We start from the raw sequence: 17,272 nt of genomic DNA on the forward strand, positions 1-17,272 counted from the left end.
ATGAACGTTCTCCCAACGCCAACAATCCAACCTGCCTATGGGTCAGGTTCTGGGTCCGGCTCTGATCGTGTGATCAACTCAGATTTTGATACGTTTTTAAAAATGCTGACGACTCAGGTTGAAAACCAAGATCCGCTAGACCCGATTAAATCTGAAGATTACGCAACGCAGCTTGCGCAATTTTCGGCCGTTGAGCAGCAGACAAAAACGAATGATTTGCTTGAGGCGCTGAACGCGCAGTTTGGTCAAATGGGGATGGCTGAACTGGCCAATTGGGTTGGCATGGAGGCGCGCGTTGCAGCCCCTGCCTCTTTTGTTGGTGCCGCAATTTCGGTCGCAGCCAGTCCAGTCACAACAGCAGATCGCGCTTTTTTGGTTGTTAGAGATCAATCAGGCGCTACGGTTGACCGCCGTGAGATTCCAGTGACTGAGGCGACACTAGAGTGGGACGGACGCGGTTCTGATAATATTGAACTGCCCAAAGGGCTTTACGCGTTCGAAATTGAGAGCCAGCAGAATGGTGATGTTTTGGATACCAAGCCTGCGGAAGTCTATGTTCCTGTAACGGAGGCGCGCAACCAAGAGGGTGGCACGTATTTAGTACTGCGTGGCGGGACTGTCGTTGATGCAGGCGCAGTCCGCGCAATTCGCGAGCCAAACGCGGCTTAAGCTAGAAATACCATCACTGCTGCCGCTGCCGCGAGTGCAATTACACCACCGGTAGACGCCCATAAAAGCGGGCCAAGGTAAGTGCGCTTTCCTTCGCCCTCACCGCTCTCTGAGTTTGTCTGCGCAATTAGCGCGGCCTCAGCGAGTTGCGGTAGCTTGGGACCAAAGCGGGCAAGAACACGTGCCGTCTTGAATAAATCGCGGGCAAGCGCCTTTGGTCCAATGCTTTGTTTGATGTAATCCTCAACAATCGGTTGAGATACTTGCCAAATATTGATGTGAGGGTTCAGCGTCCGCGCGACCCCCTCAACAACGACCATAGTGCGCTGCAGCAGAATCAGCTCGGTTCGCGTTTCCATGCCAAAGCGCTCTGTTACCTCAAACAGGTAGTTGAGAAGTCGACCCATCGATATGCGCGTAGCGTCCATCCCAAAAATGGGTTCACCAACTGCACGCAACGCCTGTGCAAACTCATCAATGTCTCTGTCAGCAGGAACGTACCCCGCCTCAAAATGTACCTCAGCGACCCTCCGATAATCTTTGCGGATAAAGCCGAACAGAATCTCGGCATAAACGCGGCGGGTATATTCATCGATACGACCCATAATGCCGAAGTCATACGCAACGATCTCACCCTCGGCGTTAATCTTCAGGTTGCCTTGATGCATATCGGCGTGAAAATACCCATCACGCAAAGCATGTTGTAAAAAGAGTTGTAATACCCGCTCACCTAAGGCGTGGCGGTCATGGCCGGCCGCGTCAATAGCGTCCACATCGCCGGCCGGAATGCCGTCAACCCAGCCAAGGGTCATGACGCGGCGGGAGGAGTGCTCCCATTTGACCTGCGGAACTGTAAAGCCTTGATCGTTTTTTGTGGTTGCCGCAAACTCTCCTGCGGCACTGCTTTCAAGACGAAAATCGAGCTCTCCGCGGACGACACCTTCAAAGTGTTCAATGACCTCACGGGGGCGCAGTCTGCGCGCACCAGGTGCAAAAATTTCCACCATACGGGCCGCAAAATAGAATGCATCAATGTCTTTGCCGAAACGCTTTTCAATGCCCGGGCGGAGAACTTTGACTGCAACGGCTTCGCCCGTTTCTGCCAAATGCGCTTTGTGCACTTGAGCAATAGAAGCCGCTGCGACAGGTTCCGAAAATGTTGAGAAAACCTCTTCAACGGGGCGCTCAAGCTCTGTTCGAACCATCGCCTTCGCTTGCTCAATCGAGAACGGTGGTAGCTTGTCCTGAAGCACCCGCAGTTGGATTGCCAACTCATCGCCCACCACGTCGGGGCGTGTAGAAAGCACCTGTCCAAACTTGATATACGCCGGCCCAAGAGCAACCAGTGCGCGTACCGCCGACGGCATTTCAGGATCGCCTTTGAGACCCAGCCACTTGAACGGCCAGCCCAGCAATTTAGCCACAATACGCAGTGAGGCAGGGGCTTGAAACGCGTCGAGAACAACGTTCATCCCGCCCGTGCGTTCCAGCGTGGCACCCATGCGGATGAGGCGAATAATGTTGTGAGGCCCGCGCATTTTAAATCTTCCACCCAGAGTGCAGGGCCGCGATGCCAAGGCTTAGATTGCGGTAACTTGCGTTCTCAAACCCTGCTGACTTGACCATCGATAGGAAGGTTTCCTGATCAGGGAATTGTCGGATCGATTCCACAAGGTATTGGTAGCTGTCAGCATCATTAGCAATCAGTTTGCCCATGCGTGGGATGACGTTGAACGAATACAAGTCATACGCTTTTTGCATCATCGGATTTGGGAGCTGGCTAAATTCTAAAACCATAAGGCGACCACCAGGTTTTAGGACCCGATACGCTTCATTTAGCGCCTCTTGTGGGCGGGTGACGTTTCGGATGCCGAAGCTGATTGTGTAGACGTCAAAGGTGTTATCCTTGAAGGGAAGCGCCATTGCGTCCCCGACAGCCCAATCCAACTGCTTGGCCATGTCGTTAGCTTCAGCGCGCTGACGCCCTTCGACCAGCATAGATTCGGTAATATCAAGAACTGTCGCGTGCCCACTGCCTGCGCGCCCTAAAAATTTGAATGAAATATCACCAGTACCACCAGCAACATCCAAAAGTCGTTGTCCTGCACGCGGTGCAAGCCAATCCATCATCGCATCTTTCCAGACGCGGTGAATTCCAACGCTCATCACGTCGTTCATGATGTCGTATTTACTCGCAACATTCGTAAAGACTCCCTGAACGCGGCCAGCCTTCTCGCCCTCTGGGACAGTCTCAAAGCCAAAATGCGTTGTTTTTTCAGTATTTTTGGCCATGGGGCTTGTCTTTTCCTTGCTGCGGCACTTGTTCTTATAGGCTGCTATTTGGTGGTTACAATGCGTCCACCTGTCAGGGAGATGGAGTGAAATGCCAGAATTACCAGAAGTCGAAACCGTTCGTCGCGGATTATTGCCGGCAATGGAAGGCGTGAAGATTGCGGATGCGGCAGTAAATCGTCCAAATCTTCGCTGGATGCTGCCTGAAAATATGGCGGATCGGTTGACTGGTGCCACGGTTACTGCGCTGCGGCGCCGGTCAAAATATATTCTGGCGGACCTCGATAGTGGTGAGACACTTATTATTCACCTTGGAATGTCTGGTCGTATGCTGATCAGTGGCGTTGCGGTGGGTGAATTCGTTCATGAGCACCCCGCGCCACAAAAGCATGACCATGTCGTTCTAAATATGGAGAATGGTGCGCGTGTCACTTTCAATGATGCGCGCCGTTTTGGACACATGGATTTGGGCGAAACAGCGACCCTTGAAGATCACTGGCTGGTGTCATCAATTGGACCTGAACCTTTTGGTAACGGGTTCAACGAATCCTATTTAGTGCAAGCCATCAAGAATCGTGCGTCGCCGATTAAAACAGTACTTCTTGACCAGCGTGTTGTTGCGGGTTTGGGCAACATTTACGTCTGTGAAGTCCTTCACCGCGCAAAAATCTCACCCACACGCAGGGCCTCTAATCTATCCAAAAAGCGGATTGAAAGCTTGGTTCCGATTATTCGTGATGTGTTGAGCGAGGCGATCGAGGCAGGTGGATCATCTCTGCGCGATTATCGGCAAGCCGATGGAGAGCTTGGATATTTTCAGCATACGTTCCGTGCGTATGGACGCGAAGATGCGCCTTGTGTGACCGAGGACTGCACCGGCAAAATCACTCGCATCGTTCAATCTGGACGTTCGTCGTTCTATTGCCCGAAATGTCAAAGATAGCTTGATCGAGGTTGGTTAAGGTTTTAGCGGTTACAATTCGGGAAACAATGGGGCTTAAAATTTCATGGCTTATGAAACGATCAACGTCACGATCGAAGATCGAATTGCACTAATCAAACTTGATCGCCCTGAGGCGATGAATGCGTTGAACGGTCAATTACTTCGTGAATTAGCCGCTGCTGTGGCGCTTGCTGATAACAATGAAAAAGTACGCTGCATCGTTCTGACCGGGTCCGACAAAGCCTTTGCGGCTGGCGCTGATATTACTGAAATGGCCGATAAATCTTTTGTCGATATGTACGTCAGTAATTTCTTTGGTCCCGAAACCCAGCAGTTTTTGCAGGTTCGCAAACCAATCATCGCCGCGGTTGCGGGCTATTGTTTGGGAGGAGGCTGTGAGTTGGCTATGATGTGCGATTTCATTATTGCCGCTGATACTGCAAAGTTTGGTCAGCCTGAAATCAACCTTGGTGTCGTCGCGGGCATCGGCGGTACACAGCGTTTGACGCGGTTGGTAGGGCGTTCAAAATCGATGGATATGCATCTAACAGGACGCTTTATGGATGCGGATGAAGCTTTGGTTTCTGGCCTTGTCAGCCGTAAGGTGCCCGCCAAAAAGCTACTTGATGAGGCACTAAGTATAGCGGCTAAGATTGCTGATAAATCCCAATTAGCGGTGACCTCGGCCAAGCAAGCGGTGCATGCAGCTGATGAAATGTCTTTGTCTGCGGGCTGTGCCTATGAGCGGTCTCTCTTCCAGGCCTTGTTTTCGACCGAAGATCAAAAAGAAGGGATGGAGGCGTTTATTGAAAAGCGCGAAGCCCAATTCCGAGACAAATAGAACGATAACCCTGTTGACTTGAAGGCGACTCGGTCCTAAGTAGCGGCTTCTAGTTTTAACCGAACCCTTGAAGGGAACGAAGATCCATGGCCAATACGCCACAAGCAAAAAAACGCGCCCGTCAAAACGAACGTCGCGCAGCCGTAAACAAAGCACGCCGTACGAACATCCGTACTTTCTTGCGCCGTGTTGAAGAAGCAATTGCTTCTGGTGACCAGACAGCAGCTGCTGAAGCTCTGAAAGTCGCGCAGCCAAAGCTGATGCGCGGTGTTACTAAAGGCATTTTCCACAAGAATACTGTGGCACGTAAGGTATCTCGCCTGAACGCACGCGTTAAAGCAATCGCGTAAGTACCTTATCCTACATTGATTTGAAAGGCGTCCTCTGGGGCGCCTTTTTTGTTTTCAAATAACTAATGAGATCATGCGATAGATTCTTTTTCGAATTACGCGCTGTCAATATTAAAGGCTTATTGAAAGCACTGGTTTTCGGGCGCTACTACTAGTCCAGCGATTCACTGTCTGGGGGGACAGCGCATCTGACAAAGACCTTACGTTGCACAATTAGCAGCGGATTTAGGTGTCAGTAGCGTAGAAAAAGTGGGGCTTTGCTCTGCTTTGCCACATACGTCGTATGTGCGTGTCCTTCATCAACCGAAACGCAGTTAGGCATGCCGCGAGGGCGTTGTTCTCGCGAACGGCGTAGCTTTGTTTTGATAGTAGTTGCTGTGTGAGCGCTTGTGGGAGGCGCTTGCTTGGAAAAATGAAGGGGCAGAATGGAATGACGAAGCAAACGTGGGGTATGGCGCAAGAAGCGCTGGCGCAGACTGTCGGTCAAAACAATTATAAAACCTGGATCGAGCCGATCGGTTTTGCCAGTTTTGACGATGGTGTTGCAGCCCTCACTGTTCCAACTGCTTTTATGGGCAACTACGTCCAATCCAACTATGCAGATGCCATTCTGTACCAGCTGAACATGAACGGCTTGCAGGCTGATCGCCTGAATTTTCAAGTTAGCCGCGGTGCCCCTCGCGCCACCCCTGCTCCTACACCTACGTCTCGCGCCGTTGCCGCAGCGCCAAAAATGGACATGCAGGGCAACCCGCTTAACTCTCAATTCACGTTTGATACTTTTGTTGTGGGCAAGCCAAACGAGTTGGCTCATGCCGCTGCGCGCCGTGTCGCTGAAGGCGGCGATGTTACGTTTAACCCACTTTTTTTATATGGTGGCGTAGGTCTGGGTAAGACCCACTTGATGCATGCGATCGCCCATGAGTTGCAAACCCGTCAGCCTGAGAAACGCGTGCTGTATTTATCAGCTGATCAATTCATGTACCGTTTCATCCAAGCGATCCGCAGCCGGAAAACCATGGATTTTAAGGCCATGCTGCATTCCGTTGATATTCTGATGATTGACGACGTGCAGTTTATCGCGGGCAAAGACAGCACACAGGAAGAGTTCTTTCATACCTTCAACGCGTTGATCAGTGCCAATAAACAGATCATTATTTCTGCAGACCGTGCCCCAGGTGAAATCAAAGACCTTGAAGAGCGGATCAAGTCCCGTCTTCAGTCAGGTCTGATTGTGGACTTACACCCCACGAACTTTGAGCTGCGTCTTGGTATTTTACAATCCAAGGCCGAGATGTACGGCGCTTCCTACCCTGACGTGAAAATCAACGATGACGTGCTAGAGTTTTTGGCGCACCGTATCTCAAAGAACGTCCGCGTTCTTGAGGGCGCGCTAACACGGTTGTTCGCCTTTGCTCATCTTGTGGGCCGCCCTGTTGATCTTGAGTTGGTGCAAGAGTGCTTGACAGATACTCTTCGCGAAAGTGATCGCAAAGTAAGCATCGAAGAAATCCAGCGCGTCGTTTGTGATCATTATAATCTTCGCCAATCCGATTTGGTGGGGCCCAAACGCCTGCGTGCTTTTGCGCGGCCTCGTCAGGTGGCGATGTTCTTGGCCAAGACCATGACACAACGTTCGTTGCCTGAAATCGGACGCAAGTTTGGTGGCCGTGACCACACAACAGTGATGCACGGGGTTAAGAAAATCACAGAGCTTTGTCAGATTGATAGCCATATTGCTGATGATCTGGAAATGCTGCGCCGTACTCTGGAAGCGTAGCAGAAAAGCACTTGCTGCGAGCCTGTTATGAGGTAATCTGCCCGTCCTAGCACCGTGCTTAGTGCGGTTAGAATTGGCGGCAGGAGTGAGTCGATGAAACTCAGCATTGAACGGGCCACGCTTTTGAAAGCAGTGAGCCAAGCGCAATCGGTTGTTGAGCGGCGCAATACAATTCCGATCCTTGCGAATGTTTTGATCGAGGCTGAGGGAAACAGCGTTTCTTTCCGTGCGACCGATCTCGATATCGAGGTTGTTGATAAAGCGGATGCCATGGTTGAGCGCGCTGGCGCGACAACTGTGTCTGCCGTGACATTGCATGAGATCGTCCGCAAATTGCCGGACGGTGCTATGGTTACTTTGACGGATGACAGTGCCGCTGGCCGATTGACCGTTGAAGCTGGACGCTCCAATTTTAATCTTGCGACCCTCCCGAAAGAAGACTTTCCGGTCATGGCGTCGTCTGAGTATCAAACGAATTTTGGCGCTTCGTCACCCGTGCTGCGCCGTTTGTTTGATAAATCAAAGTTCGCGATTAGCACCGAAGAAACACGGTATTATTTGAATGGCGTTTACCTGCATATCGCAGACAGTGATGGGGGCCATGTGCTGCGTGCAGTCGCAACTGACGGTCACCGTCTGGCGCGAATTGATGCGGATATGCCGGAGGGCGCGTCTGGCATGGCTGGCGTTATCGTGCCGCGCAAAACTGTTAATGAACTGCGTAAACTTCTGGATGATGATGAAGTTCAGATCGCCGTTTCGGTCTCAGAGACAAAAATCCGGTTTGCGACACCTGCGATTACGCTGACATCCAAAGTTATTGACGGTACGTTCCCTGATTACACGCGCGTTATCCCACAGGGAAATACGCGTAAGATGGAAGTCGACGCGGCGGACTTTGCAAAGGCTGTCGACCGTGTCGCAACTGTATCCTCCGAGCGCAGCCGTGCTGTGAAACTTCAGCTTGATGAAGACCGTTTGGTTCTGTCAGTGAACGCCCCCGATGCGGGTGCCGCCGAAGAAGAGCTCGCTGTTGCATACGGGGATGAGCGTCTTGAGATTGGCTTCAACGCTAAATATTTGCTTGAAATCGCCAGCCAGGTAGACCGCGAAAATGCTGTCTTCTTGTTCAATTCAGCGGGTGATCCCACGCTGATGCGCGAAGGCAATGATCAATCGGCGATTTACGTCGTCATGCCGATGCGCGTGTGAGTGGACTTCATCTTTCACGTCTGAGCCTGTCCCATTTTAGATCGCACAAACGCGCTGTCGTTGAGTGTGATGCGCGGCCTGTGGCAATATTTGGCGCAAACGGTGCCGGAAAAACCAACCTGATTGAAGCGGTAAGCTTGCTGTCGCCAGGGCGTGGTTTACGCCGGGCATCTGCCGAAGCCATGACCCGCCGTCCAGAGGCATTGGGCTGGAAGGTGGCGGGTGAACTATCTGCTTCCGGTCAAAGTTATGAAGTAGAGACGTGGTCAAAAGATCACGCTGCCCGTCAAGTTAAAATCGATGGTAAAGCGTCCACTCAGATAGCGCTTGGACAGATTGCACGGGTGTTGTGGTTGATCCCTGCGATGGACCGTCTTTGGATTGAGGGCGCAGATGGGCGACGTCGTTTTCTGGACCGCATGGCCATGAGCTTCCACCCGACCCATGCGGAAGCAACCCTGTCATATGAAAAAGCTATGCGCGAGCGGAACCGCCTTCTGAAGGACATGGTGCAGGATCCGCATTGGTACCGCGCGCTTGAATTGAAGATGGCGGATAGCGGTATGGCCATTATGCGCAATCGGCGTGATGCGGTCATGAAGTTGACGGCTGCACAGGGAGCGGCGCAGACAAGTTTTCCGACAGCGAAGTTGTCGTTGTTGGAGGTTGAGGGCGCGCCGATTGGCGACGAGGATGACTTGTTGCAAGCACTGCAAGTCAGCCGTGCACAAGATTTACGGGCAGGTCGTACGCTGGTGGGTCCCCATCGTAGCGATCTTGATGCTGTTTATGCGGTCAAAGACGTTCCTGCGCGAGATTGTTCAACAGGCGAGCAGAAAGCGCTGCTGATCTCGCTGATCTTAGCAAATGCGCGGGCGCTTATTGCAAATGTTGGTGCGCCGCCTCTACTGTTGTTGGATGAAGTTGCGGCACACCTTGATGCAGGGCGTCGCGCGGCGCTTTATGATGAAATTACTGCCTTGGGTGCGCAGGCGTGGATGACGGGGACAGAACCCCATTTGTTTGATGCATTGGGTCAGCGGGCCACGTACCTTGAAGTTGACGCGGATACGGTTCGCCAAGTGAGTGTTTAGTGATGGAGTGGGTGCAGTGCAGGCAAATAGAGTTACATTAATCACTTTAGGTGTCGCCGATTTGGCTGTGTCGAAAGCTTTCTATGCGGCGCTTGGTTGGGTGCAAGAAGAGGCGACGGATGATGTGGCCTTCTACGATATCGGCGGCGCTAAGTTCGGGCTCTATAGTCTTAGGAAAATGGCTGAAGATCTTGATTTGAGCATCGAGGATTTGGGGCGCGGTGCGTCAAATCTGTCTCAAAACTACCCAACCGAGGCCGAAGTCGATGCGGCGTATGACTTGGCATTAAGCGCAGGTGCCAAACCCGTGAAGAAACCAGCGGCTATCTTTTGGGGTGGCTATTCTGGGGCTTTTGCTGATCCAGATGGCCATATTTGGGAAGTTGCGTGTAATCCGTTTTGGCCGCTGAACGACGAAGGACACATTGCATGACCATCGATTTGGCGGGCGCGCTTCTTTATGCAGGTTCGTTGCTTGTCTTGTTCATGACGCCCGGACCCGTTTGGGTTGCTTTGATTGCCCGTGGGTTATCTGGTGGGTTCCAGTCCGCTTGGCCGCTCGCCCTTGGTGTGGCTTTGGGTGACTTCCTGTGGCCAATCGTGGCCATTTTCGGCGTGTCCGTCTTTGTCACTCAGTTTGAGGAATTTATGATCGTCCTGCGATATGCGGCTTCGATCATATTTTTCGTTATGGGATACTCGCTGATCCGTAATTCTGACCGCGCCCTTGGCTCAGACAGTAGGTTAACCCGACCCGGCATGATGGCTGGGTTTGTGGCGGGTATTGCGGTGATCATCGGCAATCCCAAGGCGATCTTGTTCTATGTTGGCGTCTTGCCGGGGTTCTTTGATCTGACGCAGGTAACTTGGCGCGATGCGTTGATGATTTGTACATTGTCGTTTGTTGTTCCGCTGACAGGCAACATGATTTTGGCCGTATTTGTCGAGCGGATCCGCCCAGTTTTAACCTCCAAAACAGGTCTAAAACGGATCAATCTGACCAGTGGAGTATTGCTGATTTTGGTTGGGTTGGTCATTCCGTTTACCTGACGCAAAATATAGCGGTGAGGCGTGACAATCAGCGCTAAACCTCGTATAAAAGTGTGAAAATACGAGGTTACAATCGCATGTCCGACACGCCAGTCACGCCGCAAGAATACGGTGCCGATTCTATTAAGGTTCTCAAGGGGTTAGAGGCTGTTCGTAAGCGCCCTGGAATGTATATCGGTGATACCGATGACGGTTCTGGTTTACACCACATGGTTTACGAAGTCGTTGATAACGGCATTGACGAGGCGCTGGCCGGTCATGCGGATTATGTCACGGTTACAATTCACGGTGACTCGAGCATTTCAGTGCGTGATAACGGGCGCGGCATTCCTGTTGGAATGCACGAAGAGGAAGGCGTTTCTGCAGCAGAAGTCATCATGACACAGCTGCACGCAGGCGGTAAGTTTGACAGCAATTCCTACAAGGTTTCTGGCGGCCTTCACGGCGTCGGTGTGTCAGTTGTAAATGCGTTGTCGGACTGGCTCGAGTTGCGCGTTTGGCGTGATGGGTCCGAGCACATCGCACGGTTTGAGCGCGGCGATACAGTCAAACACCTTGAGCGGGTCGGCCCCTCTGACGAGACAGGTACTGAGGTGCGTTTTCTTTCGTCACTGGAGACGTTCAGCAATCTTGATTACAGTTTTGAAACACTCGAAAAGCGTTTGCGCGAACTGGCGTTCTTGAACTCAGGCGTGCGGATCATTTTGGTTGATGAGCGTCCTGCAGAAGAATTGAAGAGTGAGTTGTTTTACGACGGTGGTGTGAAGGAATTCGTTAAGTATCTGGATCGCTCAAAGTCTTCTGTGATGGATACGCCAATCTACGTTAAGGGTGAAAAAGACGACATCGGCGTTGAAGTCGCGATGTGGTGGAACGACAGCTATCATGAGAATGTGCTACCATTCACCAACAACATTCCGCAGCGCGATGGCGGCACCCACATGGCGGGTTTCCGTAGTGCGTTGACGAGGACCATTCAAAAATATGCCCAAGATACAGGCATCGCCAAACGTGAAAAGGTGAACTTTACGGGTGATGATGCCCGTGAAGGACTGACATGTGTGTTGTCGGTAAAAGTGCCCGATCCGAAATTCTCTAGCCAAACCAAAGACAAACTTGTTTCGTCCGAAGTCCGTCCCGCGGTTGAAAGCCTTGTTGGAGAGAAACTTCTTGAGTGGTTTGGCGAGAACCCCAATGAGGCCAAGATCGTTGTCGGCAAAATCATTGAGGCGGCAATGGCGCGTGAGGCTGCGCGCAAAGCCCGCGAACTGACGCGTCGCAAGACGGCTATGGATGTAAACTTCCTTGCGGGTAAACTGAAAGACTGTTCAGAAAAAGACCCGTCAAAAACTGAAGTTTTCCTTGTCGAGGGTGACTCTGCGGGGGGCTCAGCACAGACTGGTCGTGACCGTCAAACGCAGGCGATTTTGCCCTTGAAAGGTAAGATTTTGAACGTTGAGCGCGCGCGTTTTGATCGCATGCTTGGCAGCCAAGAGATTGGTAACCTTGTGATGGCGCTTGGTACTGGCATTGGCCGTGACGAGTTCAACATTGAAAAACTGCGCTACCACAAAATCGTCATCATGACCGATGCGGACGTCGATGGTGCCCATATTCGGACGCTTTTGTTGACGTTCTTCTTCCGTCAAATGCCCGAGCTAATCGAAAAAGGTTACCTCTATATTGCGCAACCGCCGCTTTACAAAGTGGCACGCGGTAAGTCCGAAGTTTACCTAAAAGACCAAGCGGCGATGGATGATTACCTCATTGATCAAGGGATCGACGGTGCTGTTTTGCAGTTGCAATCGGGTGAAGAGATTTCAGGCCAAGATTTGCGCCGTGTCGTCGAAGATGCACGTCAAATGCGCCGAGTGCTGGAGGCATTCCCAACCCATTATCCGCGCCATATTCTTGAGCAAGCTGCGATCGCAGGGGCTTTTGTGCCGGGCGTTTTGGACGCCGATTTGCAGGGTGTTGCCGACAAAGTTGCAGAGCGTTTGAACCTGATTGCGCTTGAGTATGAGCGCGGCTGGACGGGCCGCCCAACCCAAGACAAGGGCATGCGTTTGACCCGAATTTTACGCGGTGTTGAAGAAGCGCGGGTTCTGGACGGACCTATGCTGCGCAGCGGTGAATCGCGGCGGACAGGTACCATGACCGAAGCACTTCAAGAGGTGTATAGCCTGCCGGCCAAGCTGTATCGCAAAGACCGTACTGTTCCAATTTACGGGCCTCTTGATCTGTTGACTGCTGTCCTTGAGGAAGGCGAAAAAGGTCTGTCGCTGCAGCGCTACAAAGGTCTGGGTGAGATGAACCCGGATCAGCTTTGGGAAACAACTCTGGACCCCGACGCGCGGACACTTTTGCAGGTCAAAATCGAAGATGTGGCGGATGCCGATGATATCTTTACCAAGCTGATGGGCGATGTTGTTGAGCCGCGTCGCGACTTTATTCAGAACAACGCATTGTCAGTTGAAAACCTCGATTTCTGATCCGTCTACATGACCTAAACATTGATGGCGTAGCTTTGTTGAGCTGCGCCATTTTGTTTTGGGGCACATAGAGCACCCATCTTTTTCGCGCCTACTACTTACGCTGAAATACTCAAACATTCGATCGCGGTGGTGTTTGCTCCGCTTACGACGCCATTTGCATCTGGGGTGTGCTCTCGCCAAACAGCATCCCACCCCCCCAAGTCGGACCATGCTTCGCCAAAGGGCACGACAGACAAGTTCGTTGCATGCTCCATTACGGCGTAGTCGATCGAAATATCTTTGACCTTTGTCCATTCATCGGGCGCTAGCCTCAAGAACCCCAAGTCCACAATTGCCTTTTCAACGGCGCGTTTTACGGGCGCCAAAAGCGCCTCTGCGTGGGTTGTGCAGGCTGCAATCACGTCTTTTGCCGCCACGAGGAAGATACCAGCGTTCCACAGATAATTGCCAGCAGCCAGCATCTCCGCGGCTATGTCTGCTGACGGTTTCTCAACAAAGCGAGCCAGTGCGCATGGATTATCGTTAACGGATGGTGTCGCAAGCTCAAGATACCCATAGGCTGTTTCAGCATGGGTCGGCGTGATCCCGAATGTCACTATCTGACCATTTTTCACGGCTGCTAACCCCGTGCTAATAGCCTGTTGGAACGCGCTGACATCAGGGATTAGGTGATCAGAAGGCGCGATCAATAGCACAGCGTCGGGATCCGTTTGTGCCACATGTAGGGCCGCAGCGAGGATCGCGGGTGCCGTGTTTTTGCCATCTGGCTCAATCAAAATGGTTCCGGGATCAATGGCAACTTCTGAGAGTTGCTCCGTCACAATAAATCGGAAATCGGAATTGGTAACGACGATTGGCTTGCGCCATTCAAGCCCATGATCATTTTGTCCAGACACGCGCAGGGCTGAAGCCTGAAAAAGCGTTTTATCGCCAATCAGAGACGCAAATTGCTTTGGATAACTTTTGCGCGATAAAGGCCACAAGCGTGTTCCGGAGCCGCCGCAAAGTAAAACTGGGTAAATATCATTCATAGTAAGTCATCCGTTTGCCTGTCTACCTTTTGGCAGGTCTGCCTCTAGATATCCAAGGATGTTGCGTCATTTAAGGCGTTAGCGCGCGGATGGTTAAGCGCAGGTTAAGCGCCGCGGAACAAAGTGCATGCACCCTTAGTTTGCCTTGTTTGGAGCCATCATGACCACACGTTCACCACTTCTTGATCTGCCGTATATTCAGTCATCTCAGGCGCAAAAGCACCTTACTCATAATGATAGCATCCGGACACTTGATACGCTTGTGCAGCTCAGCGTTTCGGACGCTTCGCTTGCGCAGCCACCACAAGATGCAAGTGCAGATGCTCGCTTTATTGTTGCTGAGCCAGCCCTTGCTGATTGGGCAGGGCACGGTGGCAGTATCGCGCAACTTGATGGGGAAGGTTGGGTGTTTTTCACGCCGCAAATAGGGTGGCGTGTGTGGGCTGCCGCGCAGAACACACTGCTTGTGTGGGATGGCGCTGCTTGGCATGATGTAGTCACACGCAATCACGCCACACTTGGTGTGAATGCGATGGCTGATGAGGTGAACCGATTGGCACTCTCAAGTAAGGCGGCACTGTTTAACCATGATGGCAACGGCCATCAGCTCAAAATCAACAAGGCGTCTGAGCAGGATACTGCGAGTGTATTGTTCCAAACAAATTGGGGTGGCCGCGCGGAACTTGGAACTGTGGCGAATGACGACTTCACTATCAAAGTCAGCAACGATGGAGGCAATTTCCGTTCTGCGATAACAGCCTCAAACGCCTCGGGGCAGGTGAGTTTTCCGTCCGGTTTAGCGGGCAACGGTGCGCGGGACGCTAATCTAATTTTGAACGGCGCCGGTGAGTTGGGGCCTGATATAAATTCGCTGTTGTCTGCCACATTTGACGAAAGCATGGGGCCTGATACGCGGGGCAGTTGGCGGTTGTCTGGGTACACTAGTTGGGTTGAGCTGCCTGACCGCATCCAGTTGAATGCCAACGCGTGTTATGAAGTTGGGGTTGCGGTCTGTCAGGATATCGCAGTTGGGGATTGGTCAGCGTTCAGCGCTGCTGAGCGGCATCAGCAGAGTGTTGCGTTCAATTGTTTTGATAGCGACGGCGCACTGATCGAGGCGCACCATCATATGCGCTATCAAAGCGCGGGTATTGATAGCTTATCTGAGCTTACGGCGCCTTTGGCCGTCGGTGATAAGGTGATTGAAGTCAGTGACGCTAGCGGTTGGAATGACACTAGCGATGCCGCTGAGGACTTAGGTGTAATTATATTTGGCTACCGTACTGCAAATGGACGTTTGTACGAAGGGTATAGCCGGTTGGTTCAGCAAGGCCTTTTTGATGTGGCGGGCGTCGATAAGTCGAACAACCGGATCAGTTTGCTTGCGCCTTGGCCAGCGGCGCTGGGCTCTCCAGATCAGCCTGATGGAACATGGCCCATTGGAACAAAGCTCGCAAATTCTAGCGGTGGCATAACGGCAAGAGCCTGTATTTCTGACGTTGTTCCAAGCGAAACGAATACGTGGTTTCGTGTTAGCTCTTACATTGGCGGCACTGACCTGAGTGGTCAAAATACACCCATGCAGTTCGCGCCGGGGACTGCCTCTGTGCAATTAATTATTGGTGTAAATTCATCAAATATCAGCGGCGGCGCCAACGGATTTCCTGACACTGGACCTAATCATTCTGTATGGTTCGCGGACATTTATATGCGCGAGGCAGCCTTGAGCCACCTTGAGCGTAATGCGTCAAAAGAGCTGACCGTACGTGTGCCGTCATGTGAGAGTGGGACGAACGAACTGGTGTATGCAGTGCCTTCGGTTTCAGTGGTGCGCATTTAGCCGTTTCAAAAGTAATTGAGCGAGGCGTTACACATCGTGTCAGACGCCTCGTTCGTTCTTAACCCTGTAGCATCATTTGCGCACATTTTTCCCCGATCATAATCGCGGGCGCGTTGGTGTTACCGGAAACGATCTCTGGCATGATCGAGCAATCCGCGACACGTAGGCCTTCAATTCCGTGCACCTTAAGTTTGCTATCCACAACTGCATCGGTGCCTTGGCCCATTTTACAGGTGCCAGTCGGATGATAGATTGATGCGGTGTGATTGCGCACCCAATCCAACGTCCCCTCATAATCGTCCATGGCGAGGTCTTTTGTTGGCCGAAACTCCTCAGAAATTTTTGAGTCCAACGGCGCGTGCTTACCGATGCGGCGGGCAATGTTGACGCCCTCAACAATTGTGCGGCAATCGTTTTCTGTTGAAAGGTAGTTGGGAATAATTTTCGGATAATCCATCGGATTGGGTCCGTTTAGACGAATCTCACCGCGCGATTCAGGGCGTAACTGACACACAGACATTGTGAAGGCGGAGAATGGATGCACCCCTTCGCCGGGGCTGTCCGCGGACCACGGTTGAACATGGAACTGCACATCTGGCGTACCAACGTCGGGGCGCGTTTTGAAAAAGCCAGTCGCCAAACTTGCGGCCATCGTCATCGGGCCCGAGCGGAACAGCGCATATTTCGCTGCAATTTTGGCTTGGTTTACGAGGCTACGAACCTCGTCGTTCAGCGTTGGCTCCTTGCATTTAAATACCAAACGAGCCTGTAAGTGATCTTGAAGGCCTTTGCCGACGCCGTCGAGTTTATGCAAAGGGGTGATGCCGTTTTCTGTAAGCTGATCTGTGTCACCAATGCCCGACAGCATCAAAAGCTGGGGTGAGTTGATCGCACCTGAGGACAGCACAATATCGCGTCGTGCGTTCACGGTGTGCTCCTGCCCTGACTTATCAAGGTAGGTCACGCCCGTCGCTTTTTTGCCGTCCAGAACAACACGCTGCACTTGGGCGTTTGTAATGATTTTCAGGTTTGGCCGCTTACGTGCAGGGTTCAAGAAAGCTACTGCGGAACTGCATCGTCTACCGTTGCGTGTAGTAAGCTGAAAGTAGCTGACGCCTTCTTGGTTGGCACCATTATAATCTGGGTTAAATTTGTAGCCGGCCGCTTGTGCGGCGGCGACCCATGCATCGCAAATGGGTCGTTGGATGCGCATGTTTGACACAGACAATCCGCCATCATCGCCGTGAAATTCATCTGCGCCGCGTTCATTTGCTTCTGACTTTTTGAAGAGGGGAAGCACTTCGTCCCAGCCCCACCCTTCGTTGCCCATTTGACGCCAGCGGTCGTAATCCTCTGCTTGGCCGCGCACATAGAGAAGACCGTTGAGTGAGGATGATCCTCCAAGCACTTTGCCGCGGGGCCAGTCAATTGAACGTCCGTTTAGGCCCGGATCGGGTTCTGTTCGGTAGCACCAATCGACCGACGGGTTATGCATCGTTTTGAAATAGCCAACCGGAACGTGGATCCACGGGTTCCAATCGCGACCGCCTGCCTCAAGCAAAACAACCTTATTATTTGGGTCCTCACTAAGCCGGTTGGCGAGCACACAGCCTGCTGAACCAGCACCAACAATGATAAAATCTGCGTCCAATGCAGCGTCCTCCTAGAAGCGGTT

General features: G+C 52.1%; 15 protein-coding genes. 11 read left to right on the top strand and 4 right to left on the bottom strand.

The features are described 5' to 3' along the window. Nucleotides 1-669: a flagellar hook capping FlgD N-terminal domain-containing protein gene (locus NeNHUV3_RS08305; protein ID WP_391480861.1), complete on the top strand. Its 669-nt coding sequence runs from the start codon at nt 1-3 to the stop codon at nt 667-669. Here the strand turns inward: NeNHUV3_RS08305 and ubiB are convergent. Together ubiB and ubiE are read right to left on the bottom strand one after the other, a co-directional pair. Then, on the bottom strand, nt 666-2,207 hold the full coding sequence (gene ubiB / locus NeNHUV3_RS08310; RefSeq protein WP_391480862.1) for a 2-polyprenylphenol 6-hydroxylase: 1,542 nt from the start codon (nt 2,205-2,207) through the stop codon (nt 666-668). The two genes, NeNHUV3_RS08305 and ubiB, sit on opposite strands and share 4 nt — an antisense overlap. 1 nt (nt 2,208) lies before the next feature. Next, nucleotides 2,209-2,961, bottom strand: coding sequence for a bifunctional demethylmenaquinone methyltransferase/2-methoxy-6-polyprenyl-1,4-benzoquinol methylase UbiE (gene ubiE, locus NeNHUV3_RS08315; RefSeq protein ID WP_391480863.1), 753 nt, complete (start codon nt 2,959-2,961; stop codon nt 2,209-2,211). Between the two features lie 91 nt (nt 2,962-3,052). On the opposite strand from ubiE, the gene mutM reads away from it, so the two are divergent. The 9 genes from mutM (at nt 3,053) to gyrB (ending at nt 12,723) form a co-directional block, all read left to right on the top strand. Beyond that, nucleotides 3,053-3,904: a bifunctional DNA-formamidopyrimidine glycosylase/DNA-(apurinic or apyrimidinic site) lyase gene (gene mutM, locus NeNHUV3_RS08320; RefSeq protein ID WP_391480864.1), complete on the top strand. Its 852-nt coding sequence runs from the start codon at nt 3,053-3,055 to the stop codon at nt 3,902-3,904. Between the two features lie 64 nt (nt 3,905-3,968). After that, nucleotides 3,969-4,745, top strand: a complete 777-nt coding sequence (locus NeNHUV3_RS08325) for an enoyl-CoA hydratase-related protein (RefSeq protein ID WP_391480865.1) — start codon at nt 3,969-3,971, stop codon at nt 4,743-4,745. 86 nt (nt 4,746-4,831) lie between these two features. Further along, a complete protein-coding gene (gene rpsT / locus NeNHUV3_RS08330; RefSeq protein WP_048598610.1) occupies nt 4,832-5,095 on the top strand; it encodes a 30S ribosomal protein S20 in 264 nt (87 codons plus the stop codon). Between the two features lie 430 nt (nt 5,096-5,525). After that, nucleotides 5,526-6,875: a chromosomal replication initiator protein DnaA gene (gene dnaA / locus NeNHUV3_RS08335; protein ID WP_391480866.1), complete on the top strand. Its 1,350-nt coding sequence runs from the start codon at nt 5,526-5,528 to the stop codon at nt 6,873-6,875. A gap of 93 nt (nt 6,876-6,968) precedes the next feature. Beyond that, nucleotides 6,969-8,087 (top strand): DNA polymerase III subunit beta, encoded by a 1,119-nt coding sequence (gene dnaN, locus NeNHUV3_RS08340; protein WP_391480867.1) that lies wholly within the window; start codon nt 6,969-6,971, stop codon nt 8,085-8,087. Next, nucleotides 8,084-9,181: a DNA replication/repair protein RecF gene (gene recF, locus NeNHUV3_RS08345; RefSeq protein ID WP_391480868.1), complete on the top strand. Its 1,098-nt coding sequence runs from the start codon at nt 8,084-8,086 to the stop codon at nt 9,179-9,181. The genes dnaN and recF overlap by 4 nt, the downstream gene beginning before the upstream one ends. A gap of 16 nt (nt 9,182-9,197) precedes the next feature. Continuing rightward, nucleotides 9,198-9,614 carry a VOC family protein gene (locus NeNHUV3_RS08350; protein WP_391480869.1) on the top strand — a complete coding sequence of 139 codons (417 nt, stop codon included), beginning with the start codon at nt 9,198-9,200 and terminating at the stop codon, nt 9,612-9,614. Then, nucleotides 9,611-10,231 (top strand): LysE family translocator, encoded by a 621-nt coding sequence (locus tag NeNHUV3_RS08355; RefSeq protein WP_391480870.1) that lies wholly within the window; start codon nt 9,611-9,613, stop codon nt 10,229-10,231. The genes NeNHUV3_RS08350 and NeNHUV3_RS08355 overlap by 4 nt, the downstream gene beginning before the upstream one ends. Before the next feature lie 77 nt (nt 10,232-10,308). Then, nucleotides 10,309-12,723 carry a DNA topoisomerase (ATP-hydrolyzing) subunit B gene (gyrB, locus tag NeNHUV3_RS08360; protein WP_341247636.1) on the top strand — a complete coding sequence of 805 codons (2,415 nt, stop codon included), beginning with the start codon at nt 10,309-10,311 and terminating at the stop codon, nt 12,721-12,723. Nucleotides 12,724-12,821: 98 nt separating this feature from the next. Here gyrB and NeNHUV3_RS08365 read toward each other — a convergent pair whose 3' ends face one another. Continuing rightward, nucleotides 12,822-13,757, bottom strand: coding sequence for a mannose-1-phosphate guanylyltransferase (locus NeNHUV3_RS08365; RefSeq protein ID WP_391480871.1), 936 nt, complete (start codon nt 13,755-13,757; stop codon nt 12,822-12,824). A 160-nt stretch (nt 13,758-13,917) separates the two neighbouring features. Between NeNHUV3_RS08365 and NeNHUV3_RS08370 the strand changes: the two genes are divergently transcribed. Next, nucleotides 13,918-15,597 carry a DUF2793 domain-containing protein gene (locus NeNHUV3_RS08370; protein ID WP_391480872.1) on the top strand — a complete coding sequence of 560 codons (1,680 nt, stop codon included), beginning with the start codon at nt 13,918-13,920 and terminating at the stop codon, nt 15,595-15,597. Nucleotides 15,598-15,655: 58 nt separating this feature from the next. Here NeNHUV3_RS08370 and NeNHUV3_RS08375 read toward each other — a convergent pair whose 3' ends face one another. After that, nucleotides 15,656-17,248 (bottom strand): GMC family oxidoreductase, encoded by a 1,593-nt coding sequence (locus tag NeNHUV3_RS08375; protein WP_391480873.1) that lies wholly within the window; start codon nt 17,246-17,248, stop codon nt 15,656-15,658. Between the last annotated feature and the right edge of the window lie 24 nt (nt 17,249-17,272).

The sequence above is a fragment of the Nereida sp. NH-UV-3 genome, from assembly GCF_042939535.1.
Classification (GTDB): Bacteria; Pseudomonadota; Alphaproteobacteria; order Rhodobacterales; family Rhodobacteraceae; genus Nereida; species Nereida ignava.